The sequence below is a fragment of the Pseudomonas sp. GV085 genome (assembly GCF_003050925.1).
Classification (GTDB): Bacteria; Pseudomonadota; Gammaproteobacteria; order Pseudomonadales; family Pseudomonadaceae; genus Aquipseudomonas.
Genome location: NZ_QAOV01000004.1, coordinates 373006 through 387547, shown reverse-complemented (window position 1 = coordinate 387547; position 14542 = coordinate 373006). Strand labels below are relative to the sequence as shown.

Sequence of the window (14542 nt, the reverse complement as noted above, 5' to 3'; positions counted from 1 at the left end):
TGATTGATTAGTTACAAGAAAAAAAGTACTCATTACGCATAAATTAGGCACTCAAAAAGCATATGTCAAAAGGAAGAGGCTCAAATTGCGTAGCAAAAAATCACAAGCTGTTCTGGCTCGTTTAAAGCAAGTTACAGGTACTAAAACCGATATTTCTTTATCTTCGGCGCTAAAGATCAGCCCGCAAACCCTTAGTAGCTGGAAAGGCCGTGACAGCACGCCGTACTCATTATGCGTAGAAATTGCTCAAACTCGGGGTATCTCCCTTGACTGGTTGCTGCTGGGCGAAGGTCCGATTTTGAGACAAACAGTTACTAATTCTTCGGAAGCCAATCAGGAAAGCACAACACGGGAAAACACCATTCTCACGCTCTGGCGATTGCTCGACGAAGATGATCGCTGCGCGATACAAAACGCACTCGTGGAAAAGCAGCGACTGCGTGATATGGAACTCAGGCTTTGCGAAATGGCCTCCATTCTGGCAACACTTAAACCTTCGAATGAAACTTGATGACCCATGTAATCCGAAGTTTCATTGCTTCAAGACATGCCGCGCCCGCCACCCACACCAGAGCAACCCATTCACGGACCCTCATCTTCGCCCTCGCAGGTGTCGAATGATTTCGCCGATACCGACGCTATCGATCCATTGCATGAGCTTGATGCTGATAGGAATAACAACCAGTGCGCAAAGAAAGGCTGTCACGCCTGCGGTCAGAAAAGGCACCAGCGGATGTGCGACAGGCGTGAAGAGGTAACCGACACCTGCAGACAGCAACCAGGAACCGATGCGCTGCCAGGCCTTGAAGTCAGTGCGAGTGGTTGTGACCAGCCACGCGCCGAGCATTGCACCGAACAGTACCTCGCCATCAACCACTGGCAGCGATGCAATCCCCATTCCCAACATGAGCCCACTGATACCGTTGTAGGTCGAATCAGTCAGGCTCATGCGCACCTCGCGCAACGACCGAATCCACGATGATCGCTCCCGACTCGATCGCCTTGAGCAGGGCGGAACTGCGAGAGCTGACGTCGAACTTTCGGCGAATATTGGCGAAGTGAAAATTGACGGTAGATTCCGCGCAATTCTCGATCCTGGCGATTTCCCAGGAAGTCTTGCCCTTGAAACACCACATCAGGATTTGTGTTTCTTTCGCCGTCAGCTTCGCCGTTGGTGTACTTGCCTCTGCGCCGGGCGCCACCCGTGCCAAAGAGTCATTCGATTGTTGGGTTGTCATAAGAATCCCTCTTCGCGGGAACACCCGTCGCTGGGCGTCCACTGTTAGAGAGAAATACTGACGATCAGGCCGAACCCGGACAATCGACGGGAGTTGTAGCGATGGGCGCTACACAACGCCATGGCAAGACTTAGCCGAGCACCACCAACCGGTTCGGCAACTCATTGCGTACATGGGTCACTGGCACATGCACCTTGAGTAGCTCGCCGCAGGCTTCGATGCAGCTGACAAACCCTTGCAGCGTCTGCCCCTGCTTCACCTGCTGGGTGAATGTGGCGACGATGGCGTCCCAGTTCTTGTTGTCCAGGCGACTGGAAATCCCTTCATCCACCAGGATCTCCACGTAACGCTCGGCTTCGGAAACGAAAATCAGCACGCCAGTGCTGCCCTCGGTGTGGTGCAGGTTCTGCTCCAGGAATTGCCGGCGCGCCAGGTTCGAGGCGCGCCAGTGGCGCACCGAGCGCGGGATCAGATGGGTGGTGACTTTCGGCAGACGGAACACCAGGCACAGCACAATGAAGAGCGCCCATTGCACCATCAGCAGGCTGTGCAGGGTCAGCCAACCGGTGAGGTAATGCACGATGCCCGGCACCAGCAGCGCCAGCAGGCTGGCCCACAGCAACGGGATGTACACATAGTCATCGGCGCGGGCCGCGAGCACGGTCACCAGTTCCGCGTCAGTATCGCGCTCGACCCGGGCAATGGCCTCGGCGACTTTGCGTTGTTCGTGTTCAGTCAGTAATGCCATGTCGTGAATTGCCTGCTCGTTATTATTATCACCAGCCGCCGGACGAACCGCCCCCGCCGAAACTGCCCCCGCCGCCGCTGAAGCCTCCACCTCCACCGCCGCCGCCAAATCCACCACCGCCGAAGCCGCCCCCGGATCCACCGGAGCCGCCCCGGCCGACAGGAAGGATACCGAGCATCTGGCACACAAAAACAGTCAGGATGAACAACATCAGCAAAAACACGAACAACCCGGGGTGGCGCGAAACGAAATCGTCCCCCGGATCGCCTCTGGATTCATACGCCGTGGAGGGTTCGTCCAAGGGGTTGCCGCCCAACACCAGCAGCATCGCCGCCACGCCGTCACTGATGCCCTTGCTGAAGTTGCCGGTCTTGAACGCCGGGGTGATGACCTGGTTGATGATCACCGAACTCTGGGCATCGGTCAGGCGATCCTCCAGGCCGTAGCCGACTTCGATGCGAAGTTTACGCTCGTCACGGGCGACGATCAGCAAGGCGCCGTTGTTCTTGTCCTTCTGTCCGATGCCCCAGTGGCGGCCGAGCCGGTAACCGAAGTCGGCGATGTCGGTGCCTTGCAAATCCGGCAAAGTCACTACCACAAGCTGCTCGCCGGTGGCTTGCTCATGGGCCTGAAGTTGCCGGGTGAGTTGCTCGCGCACCGATGGCTCGATCATCTGCGCGTTGTCGACCACCCGTCCGGTCAGCGCCGGGAAACTCAGCTCGGCCCGGGCCGTGATCGCCACCACCCACAACAACAGCAACAGGCCTGCTTTCAACACATGCATTGGCAACCTCTTGCGTAGTGACGCCGATGACCGCTGTTCAGAATTTGACCTCGGGAGCCTTTTCCGACCCCGGTGTGGCTTCGAAGGTCTCGCGCACCGGCAGGTTGCTGTACATCACGCTGTGCCACAGGCGACCAGGGAACGTGCGGATCTCGGTGTTGTATTTCTGCACCGCCAGGATGAAATCGCGCCGGGCCACGCTGATCCGGTTTTCGGTACCTTCCAGCTGCGATTGCAGGGCGAGGAAGTTCTGGTTGGCCTTCAGGTCCGGATATCGCTCGGAGACCACCATCAAACGACTCAAGGCGCCACTGAGCTGATCCTGAGCCTGCTGGTACTGCTTGAGTTTTTCCGGGTTGTCGAGGGTCGAGGCATCCACCTGGATCGACGTGGCCTTGGCTCGCGCTTCAATCACCGCGGTCAGGGTCTGTTCCTCATGTTTGGCGTACCCCTTGACGGTTTCCACCAGATTGGGAATCAGGTCGGCACGGCGCTGATACTGGTTCTGCACCTGGCCCCAGGCGGCCTTGGCCTGTTCGTCGAGGGTCGGGATATTGTTGATACCGCAGGCGGTCAGCAGCGTGGCCAGCATCAGTAGCGTGGCGACCTGCAGGCGCGAACGGTAGGTTGGACTTACATTCATCAGGTTGACGCTCCCTTGTACATGTCATGAAAAGACCGACCGTAAAACCTACTGAGCCGGCTTTGGGGCATAATCGCCCGCGCCTCTGGATTGCAACGGGCCGATGGGCTAAAAAGAGGCCCTGCGCGAAACCGCATCCGCCATCTTGCGGTCGTATCCTGGCTCTGGTTTTTTGAGCCGGCGCCCGAACAACAATAGACGCTCCCTAAATTTTGGCTGGCCGGCGTGTACATCGCCGTTTGGGCCCTTGAGAAAACTATTCATGAAGAAGCTGTGTTTGCTGGGCCTGTTCGTCAGCCTGGCCAGTCATAACGTATTGGCCGCCACGACCCCCGCACCCTTGGAGAACAAGGAAGCCTTCGTCAGCAACCTGATGAAGCAAATGACCCTCGATGAAAAAATCGGCCAGTTGCGCCTGATCAGCATCGGCCCGGAAATGCCGCGCGAAATGATCCGCAAGGAAATCGCGGCGGGCAACATCGGCGGTACGTTCAACTCGATCACCCGTCCGGAAAACCGGCCGATGCAGGACGCGGCCATGCGCAGCCGTCTGAAGATCCCGATGTTCTTCGCCTACGACGTGATCCACGGCCACCGCACCATTTTCCCGATCCCGCTAGCCCTGGCCTCGAGCTGGGACATGGACGCCATCGGCCTGTCCGGGCGCATTGCCGCCAAGGAAGCCGCGGCTGACAGCCTCGACATCACCTTCGCGCCGATGGTCGACATCTCTCGCGACCCGCGCTGGGGCCGTACTTCCGAAGGCTTCGGCGAAGACACCTACCTGGTGTCGCGCATTGCCGGCGTGATGGTCAAGGCGTTCCAGGGCACGGGTGCCAACGCGGCCGACAGCATCATGGCCAGCGTCAAGCACTTCGCCCTGTATGGCGCGGTCGAGGGTGGCCGCGACTACAACATCGTCGACATGAGCCCGGTCAAGATGTACCAGGACTATCTGCCACCGTACCGCGCAGCCATCGATGCCGGCGCTGGCGGGGTCATGGTCGCGCTGAACTCGATCAACGGCGTGCCGGCCACCGCCAACACCTGGCTGATGAACGACCTGCTGCGCAAGCAGTGGGGCTTCAAGGGCCTGGCGGTCAGCGACCACGGGGCGATCTTCGAGCTGATCAAGCACGGCGTTGCCGCCGACGGTCGCGAAGCGGCGAAGCTGGCGATCAAGGCCGGCATCCACATGAGCATGAACGACACCCTCTACGGCAAAGAGCTGCCAGGGCTGCTGAAGGCCGGCGAGATCCAGCAGAGCGACATCGACAACGCCGTGCGTGCGGTGCTCGGCGCCAAGTACGACATGGGCCTGTTCAAGGACCCGTACCTGCGCATCGGCAAGGCCGAGGACGATCCGGTCGACACCTACGCCGACAGCCGCCTGCACCGCGCCGAGGCCCGTGATGTGGCACGCCGCGGCCAGGTGCTGTTGAAAAACCGCAACGCAACCCTGCCACTGAAGAAGACCGCGAAAATCGCCCTGGTCGGCCCGCTGGCCAAGGCGCCCATCGACATGATGGGCAGTTGGGCTGCCGCCGGTAAGCCGGCGCAGTCGGTGACCCTGTTCGACGGCATGACCAACGCCCTGGGCGACAAATCGACACTGATCTACGCCCGTGGCGCCAACATCACCAGCGACCCGAAAATCCTCGGTTACCTGAACTTCCTCAACTTCGACGCCCCGGAAGTGGTGGATGACCCTCGCCCGGCGAACGTGCTGATCGACGAAGCGGTGAAAGCCGCCAAGGACGCTGACGTAGTGGTTGCTGCCGTCGGAGAGTCCCGTGGCATGTCCCACGAATCGTCGAGCCGCACCGATCTGAACATCCCGGAAAACCAGCGCGAGTTGATCCGAGCCCTGAAAGCCACCGGCAAGCCGCTGGTACTGGTGTTGATGAACGGCCGTCCACTGACGATCCTCGAAGAGAAAGAACAGGCGGACGCGATCCTGGAAACCTGGTTCACCGGCACCGAGGGCGGCAACGCCATCGCCGACGTGCTGTTCGGCGACTACAACCCGTCGGGCAAACTGCCGATCAGTATCCCGCGCTCGGTCGGCCAGATTCCGACCTACTACAACCACCTGACCATTGGCCGGCCGTTCACCCCGGGCAAACCGGGCAACTACACCTCGCAATATTTCGATGACACCACCGGTCCCCTGTACCCGTTCGGCTATGGCCTGAGCTACACCGAGTTCAGCCTGAGCGACATGGCCCTGTCGTCGACCACGCTGAACAAGACCGGCAAGCTCGACGCCAGCGTCACGGTGAAGAACACCGGCAAGCGAGATGGCGAAACCGTGGTGCAGTTGTACATCCAGGACGTGGCCGGCTCGATGATCCGCCCGATCAAGGAGCTGAGAAACTTCCAGAAAGTGATGATCAAGGCCGGCGAACAGAAGGTCGTGCACTTCACCATCACCGAGGACGACCTGAAGTTCTACAACTCCCAGCTCAAATACGCGGCGGAGCCAGGCAAGTTCAACGTGCAGATTGGCCTGGATTCCCAGGACGTGACGCAGCAGAGTTTTGAGTTGCTCTAAACCCCACTCCCCCCTGTAGGAGCTGGCTTGCCAGCGAAAGCGGTCTGTCATTCGACACAGTGTCGACTGACCCGACGCCTTCGCTGGCAAGCCAGCTCCTACAGGGGTTTCAGGGTGTTCGGAAGATCGGGTTCAACCCCTTCGATCCAGCAGATTCACCACCACCCGATCCACCCATCCCCACACCCGCTGCTTGACCCGACGCCACAATGGCCGACGCTTCCACTCCTCCAGACTGACTTGCTGGCTCAGGGCGAAATCGTGCTCGAAACTCGCAGCCACCGACCGGGTCAACCCGGGGTCCAGCGCTTCCAGATTGGCTTCCAGGTTGAAGCGCAGATTCCAGTGATCGAAGTTGCACGAGCCGATGCTCACCCAGTCATCGATCAAGACCATTTTCAAGTGCAGGAAACACGGCTGGTACTCGAAGATCTTCACCCCGGCCCTGAGCAGTCGCGGGTAGTAACGATGCCCGGCGTAGCGCACGGACGGGTGATCGGTACGGGGGCCGGTCAGCAGCAACCGCACATCGATGCCCCGGGCAGCCGCCCGGCGCAGGGAACGGCGGACTTTCCAGGTCGGCAAAAAGTACGGCGTGGCCAGCCAGATTCGTCGCTGGCCGCTGTTCAACGCGCGCACCAGCGATTGCAGAATGTCCCGGTGTTGGCGGGCGTCGGCATAGGCCACCCGGCCCATGCCCTCGCCCATCGATGGCACCCGCGGCAGGCGCGGCAAGCCAAAATGCGAGGCCGGTCGCCAGGCGCGGCGATGGCGGTTGGCAATCCACTGACGATCGAACAGCAACTGCCAGTCGAGCACCAGTGGCCCGGTGATTTCCACCATCACCTCATGCCATTCGCTGACATCTTCCCCCGGGGTCCAGAACTCATCAGTGACACCGGTGCCGCCGACGACCGCCAGGCTCTGATCCACCAGCAACAATTTGCGGTGATCGCGATAGAAGTTGCCGACCCAACGCCGCCAGCTCAGGCGATTGTAAAAACGCAGCTCCACGCCGGCAGCCGTCAGCCGCTGACGCGAGGTCAGGGTGAAGGCGAGGCTGCCATAGTCATCGAACAGGCAGCGCACTCGCACACCGCGCTCGGCGGCCTGCACCAATGCCTGGACCATGGCTTCGGCACAGGCGCCCGCTTCCACCAGATACAGCTCCAGCTCGACCTGTTCTTCGGCGCGGGCAATCGCCACCAGCATGCGCGGGAAAAACTGCGGACCATCGACCAGCAGTTCGAAGTGGTTGCCTTCACGCCAGGGAAAAATCGCTCCGGCCATGTCAGCGCGCCGTGAAAATCAGCACCGCACCCACCGGCACCGACAGACTGATCGCCGAGAGGCCGGCCATTTTGCGTAACGTTTCCAACCCTGGAGCCAAATCAAAATCCTCGGCGTTGATCACCAACGGTTCGAGGGTCACCACCTGAAAGCGCCGGTCATCGAGACGGGTTGCCAGCAACTGTGCGTTGTATTCGTGTTGCTTGCCATGCAGGTCGACGGTCAGTGGCAGGCGCAATTCCAGCTGTGCGCCGGGAGCGAGATCGTTGATCGGGCGCAGATCGATTTTCGTGGTGATCATGGCGTCGGGAAACCTGTCGATCTGGAACAGTTCCTTGCGCATGCGCTCATCACGCAACGGGATGCCGCTGTTGATCGACTCCAGCTCGACTTCGACCTGCGCCAGTCCTTCGGGATCGACCTTGCCGTGCAGCACCAGAAAGCGCTGCACTTCGCAGACATTGGCATTTTTGGTGCTGACGAATGACAGACGCGAGGACTCGCCATCCAGGTACCAATCGGCACGGGCCGACAACGCGGCACCGGCCAACAACAGGAAAGCCAGGGATTGAAGGGTGGAGCGCTTGAACATAGAGACTCGTGGGGCAGATAAACCTGTGCTGAACCTTAACCGGCCTTCAGCGCATTGCAAGCTATCCGTTACACCCCCGCTACAAAAGCCCTCCCCTCACCCAGGCACTTCATCGTACTCACGGCTGCAAGCGACAGCCCTGGCGCTCGCCGGTCCACACGGCGCTGTTGCTGCGGCCCATGCCGCTGACCGTTACGCGCTTGTCGGTAGCGTCATCGGTAAAGCCGCTGGCGGGCAGCCACTGCTTCACATAACCGTGGCAGTACTCGGCGTCGTTGTTCATCACGTAGCGGCACGAACAGTATTCCTTGGCGGTGTAGGCGCTGATGATGTCGGGGAACGCCCACAGCGCCACCCGCTCGTGCCAGATCCAGCCGAGCAAGGCGATCAACAGGATCAGCAATAGAGAACCGAGCGGTCGACGACGAATGAAACCGGTCATGGCTGCACCTTCCCGGCAAAGGCCTTGAGCGCGAGCTGGAGCAATTGGTTGTGCCGGTAGCTGCCGTCGCGGTCATCGCCATAGCGGACGATCACCAGGTGTTCGCTGGGGATCACATACATTGCCTGCCCCCAATGACCCAATGCGGCGAAGGTGTCGGCGGGGGCATCGGGCCAGGGTCGTGCCGCGCCCTCGACGGCTCGATTGAGCCACCATTGGCCGCCGGGGACGGCATCGTCTTCGTGTGCGTGATAGTGAGCGAACGGCTCGCGGTTGAACGCCACCCAATCCTTGGGCAATAGCTGCTTGTCTCCCCAACGACCTTCGCGAGCCATCAACAGACCGACCCGGGCCAGGTCCCGTGCAGTGAGGTAGGCATAGGACGACGCGACGAAAGTGCCCGTGGCATCGGTTTCCCAGATCGCGTGGCGAATGCCCAGCGGTTCGAACAATGCAGTCCACGGAAAGTCGGGATAACGGCCGGGACCGACGATGGTTTTCAGCGCGGCGGACAGCAGGTTGCTGTCACCGCTGGAGTAGCGGAACGCCTGGCCTGGCGCCGCATAAGCATCATGGGCCGCAGTGAACGCGGCCATGTCGTGGTGACCACGGGTGTAGAGCATGGCCACCACCGAAGACTTCAGCGGTGCGTATTCGTAGTCTTCTTGCCAATCCAGGCCCGAGGCCCAGTGCAGCAGGTCGGCCATGGTCATGTCGGGGTGTTTTTGCAGGGGCGGATAAAACTTCGCCACTGGGTCGCCGAGCTTGAACAAGCCTTCGCCGTAGGCCACGCCGAGGATCGTGGCCATCAGGCTCTTGCTGATCGACCAGATCAGGTGCGGCGTCTCGGCCGTCGTCGGACCGGCGTAGCGTTCGTAGAGCAACTGGCCGTCGCGAATGACCAACAAGGCATCGGTGCGAATGCCCTGGCGGGTGGTGTCATCACGGGATGGGAAAGCGTAGGCCTCCAAGGCTTGAAGCGCCGGGCCCGTCGGCGTCGGGGTGGTCGGCCATTGCTCGGCGGGCCAGTTTTCGGCTTGGGCCGTGAAGCTGAGCAACAGCAGGAAAATCAGGAACAAGCCTTTGGGCATGGCGGGGGCTCACAGGGAATAACCGGGTCAGCCTAGTCCAGTTAAATGACACTCACGCGACCCTTACCCTTGGAGCTGCCGAAGGCTAGGGCCGCGTTCGGACGATCTTTTGATTTTGCTCTTTGGCCATACCGAAAAGAACAGGATCAAAAGATCGCAGCCTTCGGCAGCTCCTACCCGGAATCGTCAGAGGTCTGCCAATGCCTTGGCCAACCGCTTGCCCCGCGCCCCGGCCGCCAAATCCATCACCGCCTGATCCCGCTGCCACATCGTCGCCCACTCCGCAGGCCCTCCGGCCAACGCCTCATTGACCTCAGCCTTGAGCCCTTCGAACTGTGCAAACAACCCGCCAAGCAACACATGCCCGGCCGGATGGGTCGGTGGCTGGCGGCTGGTTTCCGCGCACCCCGCCAACAACCCCAGCAAGCGCAATTGCAAGCCTTGCGGCCAATCGCATTCCTGGCTAATGCCATACAACCACGCCGACATGGCGCTCAGCACATAGATGTCTTCCAGGGTGCGGAATGGTTTGACATAGGCATCCCAGCCGTCCCCGGCGAGCAATTCGCACAAGGCATTGTCCAGAAACAATCGGCCATGACTGATGTCCGGCATCAACGGGATCGGCGCCAGTTTTTCCACCCGCACGCCCGGCTCATCACGATAGATCACCGCCAGGCTCAAGCGCGGATCGGAGCCAGGCTCCTCGCTGCGCGCTGCCACCAGCAGCCAGTCGGCGGCATCGCCTGCGGTGACGAAATCCTTGCGTCCGCTCAGACGCAAACCGCTCAGTCGGGTTTGCATGTCGGCCGGGCGCAGGCTGCGCTTTTCGGTGGCGCACAGCGCACCGAGGCTCAGCGGCGCACTCGGCCAAAGCATGCGCAATGCCGCTTGATACCCCACCAGAAACGCCAGCCCCGGCGTCGCCATCAACCGCCCGCCAAGCACGGCCAATTCGAACGGCGAGACCGTGCCCAACTGCTGCAACAAGGTCGCGAAACCTTCAGCCAGATCCGGGTTGGCGGGCAAGCGATCACGGCGGTTCAACAGGGTTTGCCAGGGCATAAGAGGCTCCTCGAGGGCTGTCATATAAGCATCACCAAAGCTTAATGGCGATGACACCGGGGCTACATAGCCTGACTTTGCACAACACGGCTAGACAAAGAAAGTCGATTCGCTGTAGCCCAAAGACGGGTGAGCAGCCCGCACGGAGATTCGCCATGACTCAGATCGCCCGCATCAGCGACACCGGCAACGAACGCCGCCTGCAAGCCGAACGCCTGGTGGGCGCCGAGGCGTTGCAGCAAGCCCAGGCCTTGCGCTTCAACGTGTTCAGCGGCGAATTCAACGCCAGGCTCAAGGGTGCTGAACTGGGTCTGGACATGGACGACTACGACGTTCACTGCGCCCACATCGGCGTGCGCGACCTGAACACCGGGCGTCTGGTGGCGACCACACGTTTGCTCGACCACACGGCTGCCAGCAGCCTGGGCAAGTTCTACAGCGAAGAAGAATTCAGCCTCCACGGCCTGGTGCACCTGCAAGGCCCGATCCTGGAAATCGGTCGCACCTGCGTCGACCCGGCCTACCGCAACGGCGGCACCATCGCCGTGCTCTGGGGCGAACTGGCCGAAGTCCTGAACCAGGGCGGCTATAGCTATCTGATGGGTTGCGCGAGCATTCCAATGCAGGATGGTGGCGTGCAGGCCCACGCCATCATGCAGCGTCTGCGCGAACGCTACCTGTGCACCGAACACCTGCGCGCCGAGCCGAAAAACCCGCTGCCAAGCCTGGACATCCCGTCGAACGTGATCGCCGAAATGCCACCGCTGCTCAAGGCCTACATGCGCCTGGGCGCGAAGATCTGCGGCGAGCCATGCTGGGACGAAGACTTCCAGGTCGCCGACGTGTTCATTCTGCTCAAGCGCGACGAACTCTGCCCGCGCTACGCCAAACACTTCAAGGCGGCTGTCTGATGAGCCGGTTGCGGGTGTACGCGCGAATCGCGCGAGTGCTGTTGGTGGTGATGCTGGGCCTGGGCATGGCCAGCGTGTTCGGGGTGTTCGAGCGCCTGGGCATGGCCCATTCGATGGCGCGTCGCCAGCGCTGGTCGCGTTTTTTCATGGCCCGCCTGAGCAACGCCCTGCCCTTTGACGTGACCGTCCACGGCGAGCTGCCGAAGGCCCCGATGCTCTGGGTCAGCAACCACGTGTCCTGGACCGACATCCCGCTGCTGGGCATGCTCACGCCGCTGTCGTTCCTGTCCAAGGCCGAAGTCCGCACCTGGCCAGTAGCCGGCTGGTTGGCGGCCAAGGCCGGCAGCCTGTTTATCCGCCGTGGCTCGGGTGACAGCCAGTTGATCCGCAAGCAGATGACCCGTCACCTGGAACAGGCACACCCACTGCTGATGTTCCCGGAAGGCACCACCACCGATGGCCGTTCGCTGCGTACCTTCCATGGTCGCCTGCTGTCCGCCGCCATCGATTCCGAAGTGGCGATGCAGCCGGTAGCGATTCGTTATGTGCGTGACGGCGAGCCTTGCGCGCTGGCGCCGTTCATTGGCGACGATGATCTGCTCTCGCACTTGATGCGTCTGTTCACCAACGACCGTGGCGGTGTGGAGATCCATCTGCTCAAGCCAATCGCTTGCGAAGGTCGGGAACGCGCGGCGCTGGCGTTCGAGGCGCAGCAGGCGGTGCAGAAGGTTTTGTTTGGTGAGATTGTCGAACCGCAACGAGCACCAATGCGCCCCGCTATCGCAGCGTAAACACACATCCCCTGTGGGAGCGAGCCTGCTCGCGAATGCGGTGCGACAGCCAACGATAATGTTGGATGTGATGGCCCCTTCGCGAGCAGGCTCGCTCCCACATTTGGGTTTTATGGTGTTGGATAGTTCCGGGCAAAATCCTGCAGCTGCGGATAGAACAACCTGAAGTCCTCGCTCAACGGTTCATACAACCGCCGCAATTCCTGCATCGCCGGCGCCAGCTCTTCCGGCCGGGTCAAGCGCCGCGAGATCCCGCGCAACACTTGCTCCAGCACTTCGAATTCCTGATACGAGCCCAACCAGTCATTGGCCACCATGTGCGGCGCTATCTTCGCCAGCCGCTCCGGCAATTGCCGTTCGCTGGACAGCACCCGGTAAACGTCCGAGGTGAACAACGCCAGGGGCCGGTCGGCATACAACGTCCAGTCCCGGGCCAGGCAGTGGTCGAAAAACACGTCGAGCACGATCCCCGCATAGCGACGACGGGTCAGGGAAAAACGCGACAACGCGACGTCCACCAGCGGATGGCGATCGGTGAACACGTCGATGCTGCGGTGCAGCTGGATAGCCCCCTCGATTTCCGGAGCGAACTGCCCTTGCAGCCGTCCCTTGACGAAATCGCCATACAGACTGCCGAGCAATTGACCGGGACGCTGACCACCGAGGTGAAGATGTGCGAGATAGTTCATGGGCGCAGCTTAGCACTGCCCTCTTGTCTTGTTACACTCACCATATCGCTATAACTCGATATACCGAAATGTGAGCGGGTCAGAGCCAAATCATATTTGTATATCGCGAAATACCGATTTAAAGTTCGCCTCATCGCGATATAGCGTTTTACACATCACGAGCCCACATCATGACCATGAATTTCGACGAAATAATAAAAGCCTTGGCGCACCCGGTACGGCGAGACATTCTGCGCTGGCTCAAGGACCCGACCGTCGAATTCCCTGACCAGTCCCATAGCAACGAGCACGGCGTTTGCGCCGGGCAGATCGATCAACGTTGCGGCCTGTCGCAGTCCACGGTGTCCGCACACCTGGCGACCCTGCAACGCGCCGGCCTGATCAGCAGCCGCAAAGTCGGCCAGTGGCATTTCTTCAAACGCAATGAGGAAACCATCCAGGAGTTCCTCAAAACCTTCAGTAAAGAGCTCTGACCCTGAGAACGCCCCCAACGTCAGCCAGCCGAAAAGGAATTGAACAATGCCCCTCTCGCTACTCATCCTGGCCTTGAGCGCCTTCGCCATCGGCACCACCGAGTTCGTCATCATGGGCCTGCTGCCCAACGTGGCGGCTGACCTCGGTGTGTCGATTCCCGGTGCCGGCTGGCTGGTGACCGGTTACGCCCTGGGCGTGGCCATCGGCGCACCATTCATGGCGCTGGCCACCGCCCGACTGCCGCGCAAGGCCGCCCTGGTGGCGTTGATGGGCATCTTCATTGTCGGCAACCTGCTCTGCGCAGTGGCCGGCGACTACAACGTGCTGATGTTCGCCCGTGTGGTCACCGCCCTGTGCCATGGCGCCTTCTTCGGTATCGGTTCAGTCGTAGCCGCCGGCCTGGTGCCTGCGAACAAACGCGCTTCGGCCGTGGCCCTGATGTTCACCGGCCTGACCCTGGCCAACGTCCTCGGCGTACCGCTGGGCACCGCCCTCGGTCAGGCAGCCGGCTGGCGTTCGACCTTCTGGGCCGTGACCGTGATCGGTGTGATCGCACTGATCGGTTTGATCCGCTTCCTGCCGGCCAAGCGCGATGAAGAAAAACTCGACATGCGCGCCGAACTGGCCGCACTCAAGGGCGGCGGTATCTGGCTGTCCCTGAGCATGACCGCGCTGTTCGCCGCCTCGGTGTTCACCCTGTTCACCTACATTGCGCCGCTGCTGGGCGAAGTCACCGGCGTCTCGCCCCGTGGCGTGACCTGGACCCTGATGCTCATCGGCCTGGGCCTGACGGTCGGCAACATCATCGGCGGCAAGCTGGCCGACAAAGGCATGGCCGCGACGCTGATCGGCGTGTTCATCACCATGGCCGTGGTGTCCACCGTGCTGACCTGGACCAGCGTCGCGCTGATCCCGACCGAAATCACCCTGTTCCTCTGGGCCACCGCGTGCTTCGCCGCGGTACCGGCGCTGCAAGTGAACGTGGTGACCTTCGGCAACGCCGCACCGAACCTGGTGTCGACCCTGAATATCGGCGCTTTCAACATCGGCAACGCCCTGGGTGCCTGGGTCGGCGGTAGCGTGATCGCACACGGCTTCGGCCTGACCAGCGTGCCGCTCGCCGCAGCCGCACTGGCGGTACTCGCCCTGCTGGTGACCCTGATTACTTTCCGTCAGAGCGGCAATCCCGATCTGGCTCCCGTTACTAATTGATCTTCAAAAGAGAGCTAC

17 protein-coding genes are annotated in these 14542 nt (G+C 61.0%); 6 read left to right on the top strand and 11 right to left on the bottom strand.

Going from position 1 to position 14542, the window contains the following annotated elements:
- Positions 1 to 85: 85 nt before the first annotated feature.
- On the top strand, positions 86 to 511 hold the full coding sequence (locus C8K63_RS11330) for a helix-turn-helix domain-containing protein (RefSeq protein WP_178086784.1): 426 nt from the start codon (positions 86 to 88) through the stop codon (positions 509 to 511).
- Positions 512 to 592: 81 nt separating this feature from the next.
- On the opposite strand, the gene C8K63_RS11325 is transcribed toward C8K63_RS11330, so the two are convergent.
- From C8K63_RS11325 to C8K63_RS11305, 5 genes are all read right to left on the bottom strand, one after another.
- On the bottom strand, positions 593 to 949 hold the full coding sequence (locus C8K63_RS11325; RefSeq protein ID WP_108216780.1) for a putative holin: 357 nt from the start codon (positions 947 to 949) through the stop codon (positions 593 to 595).
- On the bottom strand, positions 936 to 1238 hold the full coding sequence (locus C8K63_RS11320) for a helix-turn-helix domain-containing protein (protein ID WP_108216779.1): 303 nt from the start codon (positions 1236 to 1238) through the stop codon (positions 936 to 938). The genes C8K63_RS11325 and C8K63_RS11320 overlap by 14 nt, the downstream gene beginning before the upstream one ends.
- A 130-nt stretch (positions 1239 to 1368) precedes the next feature.
- The gene (locus C8K63_RS11315) at positions 1369 to 1986 is read right to left on the bottom strand and encodes a TPM domain-containing protein (RefSeq protein ID WP_108216778.1); all 618 of its coding nucleotides are present in this window, start codon (positions 1984 to 1986) and stop codon (positions 1369 to 1371) included.
- A gap of 28 nt (positions 1987 to 2014) precedes the next feature.
- Positions 2015 to 2770, bottom strand: coding sequence for a YgcG family protein (locus tag C8K63_RS11310; protein ID WP_108216777.1), 756 nt, complete (start codon positions 2768 to 2770; stop codon positions 2015 to 2017).
- A 37-nt stretch (positions 2771 to 2807) separates the two neighbouring features.
- Positions 2808 to 3413 (bottom strand): LemA family protein, encoded by a 606-nt coding sequence (locus tag C8K63_RS11305; protein ID WP_108216776.1) that lies wholly within the window; start codon positions 3411 to 3413, stop codon positions 2808 to 2810.
- A 262-nt stretch (positions 3414 to 3675) separates the two neighbouring features.
- On the opposite strand from C8K63_RS11305, the gene bglX reads away from it, so the two are divergent.
- Positions 3676 to 5967 carry a beta-glucosidase BglX gene (bglX, locus tag C8K63_RS11300; RefSeq protein ID WP_108216775.1) on the top strand — a complete coding sequence of 764 codons (2292 nt, stop codon included), beginning with the start codon at positions 3676 to 3678 and terminating at the stop codon, positions 5965 to 5967.
- Between the two features lie 132 nt (positions 5968 to 6099).
- On the opposite strand, the gene C8K63_RS11295 is transcribed toward bglX, so the two are convergent.
- The 5 genes from C8K63_RS11295 to C8K63_RS11275 form a co-directional block, all read right to left on the bottom strand.
- Positions 6100 to 7257: a phosphatidylserine/phosphatidylglycerophosphate/cardiolipin synthase family protein gene (locus tag C8K63_RS11295; protein ID WP_108216774.1), complete on the bottom strand. Its 1158-nt coding sequence runs from the start codon at positions 7255 to 7257 to the stop codon at positions 6100 to 6102.
- 1 nt (position 7258) lies between these two features.
- On the bottom strand, positions 7259 to 7849 hold the full coding sequence (locus tag C8K63_RS11290; protein WP_108216773.1) for a YceI family protein: 591 nt from the start codon (positions 7847 to 7849) through the stop codon (positions 7259 to 7261).
- A gap of 118 nt (positions 7850 to 7967) precedes the next feature.
- Complete coding sequence (locus C8K63_RS11285) at positions 7968 to 8291, bottom strand: amidase (RefSeq protein WP_108216772.1); 324 nt, start codon at positions 8289 to 8291, stop codon at positions 7968 to 7970.
- Entirely contained in the window at positions 8288 to 9382 is a 1095-nt protein-coding gene (locus C8K63_RS11280; protein WP_108216771.1) for a serine hydrolase, read from the bottom strand. Before C8K63_RS11280 ends, C8K63_RS11285 begins: the two co-directional genes overlap by 4 nt.
- 186 nt (positions 9383 to 9568) lie before the next feature.
- Complete coding sequence (locus C8K63_RS11275) at positions 9569 to 10447, bottom strand: acyl-CoA dehydrogenase family protein (protein WP_108216770.1); 879 nt, start codon at positions 10445 to 10447, stop codon at positions 9569 to 9571.
- A 155-nt stretch (positions 10448 to 10602) separates the two neighbouring features.
- Here C8K63_RS11275 and olsB point away from each other — a divergent pair, with 155 nt between their 5' ends.
- Together olsB and C8K63_RS11265 are read left to right on the top strand one after the other, a co-directional pair.
- Positions 10603 to 11358 carry an L-ornithine N(alpha)-acyltransferase gene (olsB, locus tag C8K63_RS11270; RefSeq protein ID WP_108216769.1) on the top strand — a complete coding sequence of 252 codons (756 nt, stop codon included), beginning with the start codon at positions 10603 to 10605 and terminating at the stop codon, positions 11356 to 11358.
- Positions 11358 to 12149 (top strand): 1-acyl-sn-glycerol-3-phosphate acyltransferase, encoded by a 792-nt coding sequence (locus C8K63_RS11265; protein ID WP_108216768.1) that lies wholly within the window; start codon positions 11358 to 11360, stop codon positions 12147 to 12149. Before olsB ends, C8K63_RS11265 begins: the two co-directional genes overlap by 1 nt.
- A gap of 110 nt (positions 12150 to 12259) precedes the next feature.
- Here C8K63_RS11265 and C8K63_RS11260 read toward each other — a convergent pair whose 3' ends face one another.
- Entirely contained in the window at positions 12260 to 12838 is a 579-nt protein-coding gene (locus C8K63_RS11260; RefSeq protein WP_108216767.1) for an ACP phosphodiesterase, read from the bottom strand.
- Between the two features lie 170 nt (positions 12839 to 13008).
- On the opposite strand from C8K63_RS11260, the gene C8K63_RS11255 reads away from it, so the two are divergent.
- Positions 13009 to 13311, top strand: coding sequence for a helix-turn-helix transcriptional regulator (locus C8K63_RS11255; protein ID WP_108216766.1), 303 nt, complete (start codon positions 13009 to 13011; stop codon positions 13309 to 13311).
- Between the two features lie 46 nt (positions 13312 to 13357).
- Entirely contained in the window at positions 13358 to 14524 is a 1167-nt protein-coding gene (locus C8K63_RS11250) for an MFS transporter (protein ID WP_108216765.1), read from the top strand.
- Positions 14525 to 14542 lie beyond the last annotated feature (18 nt).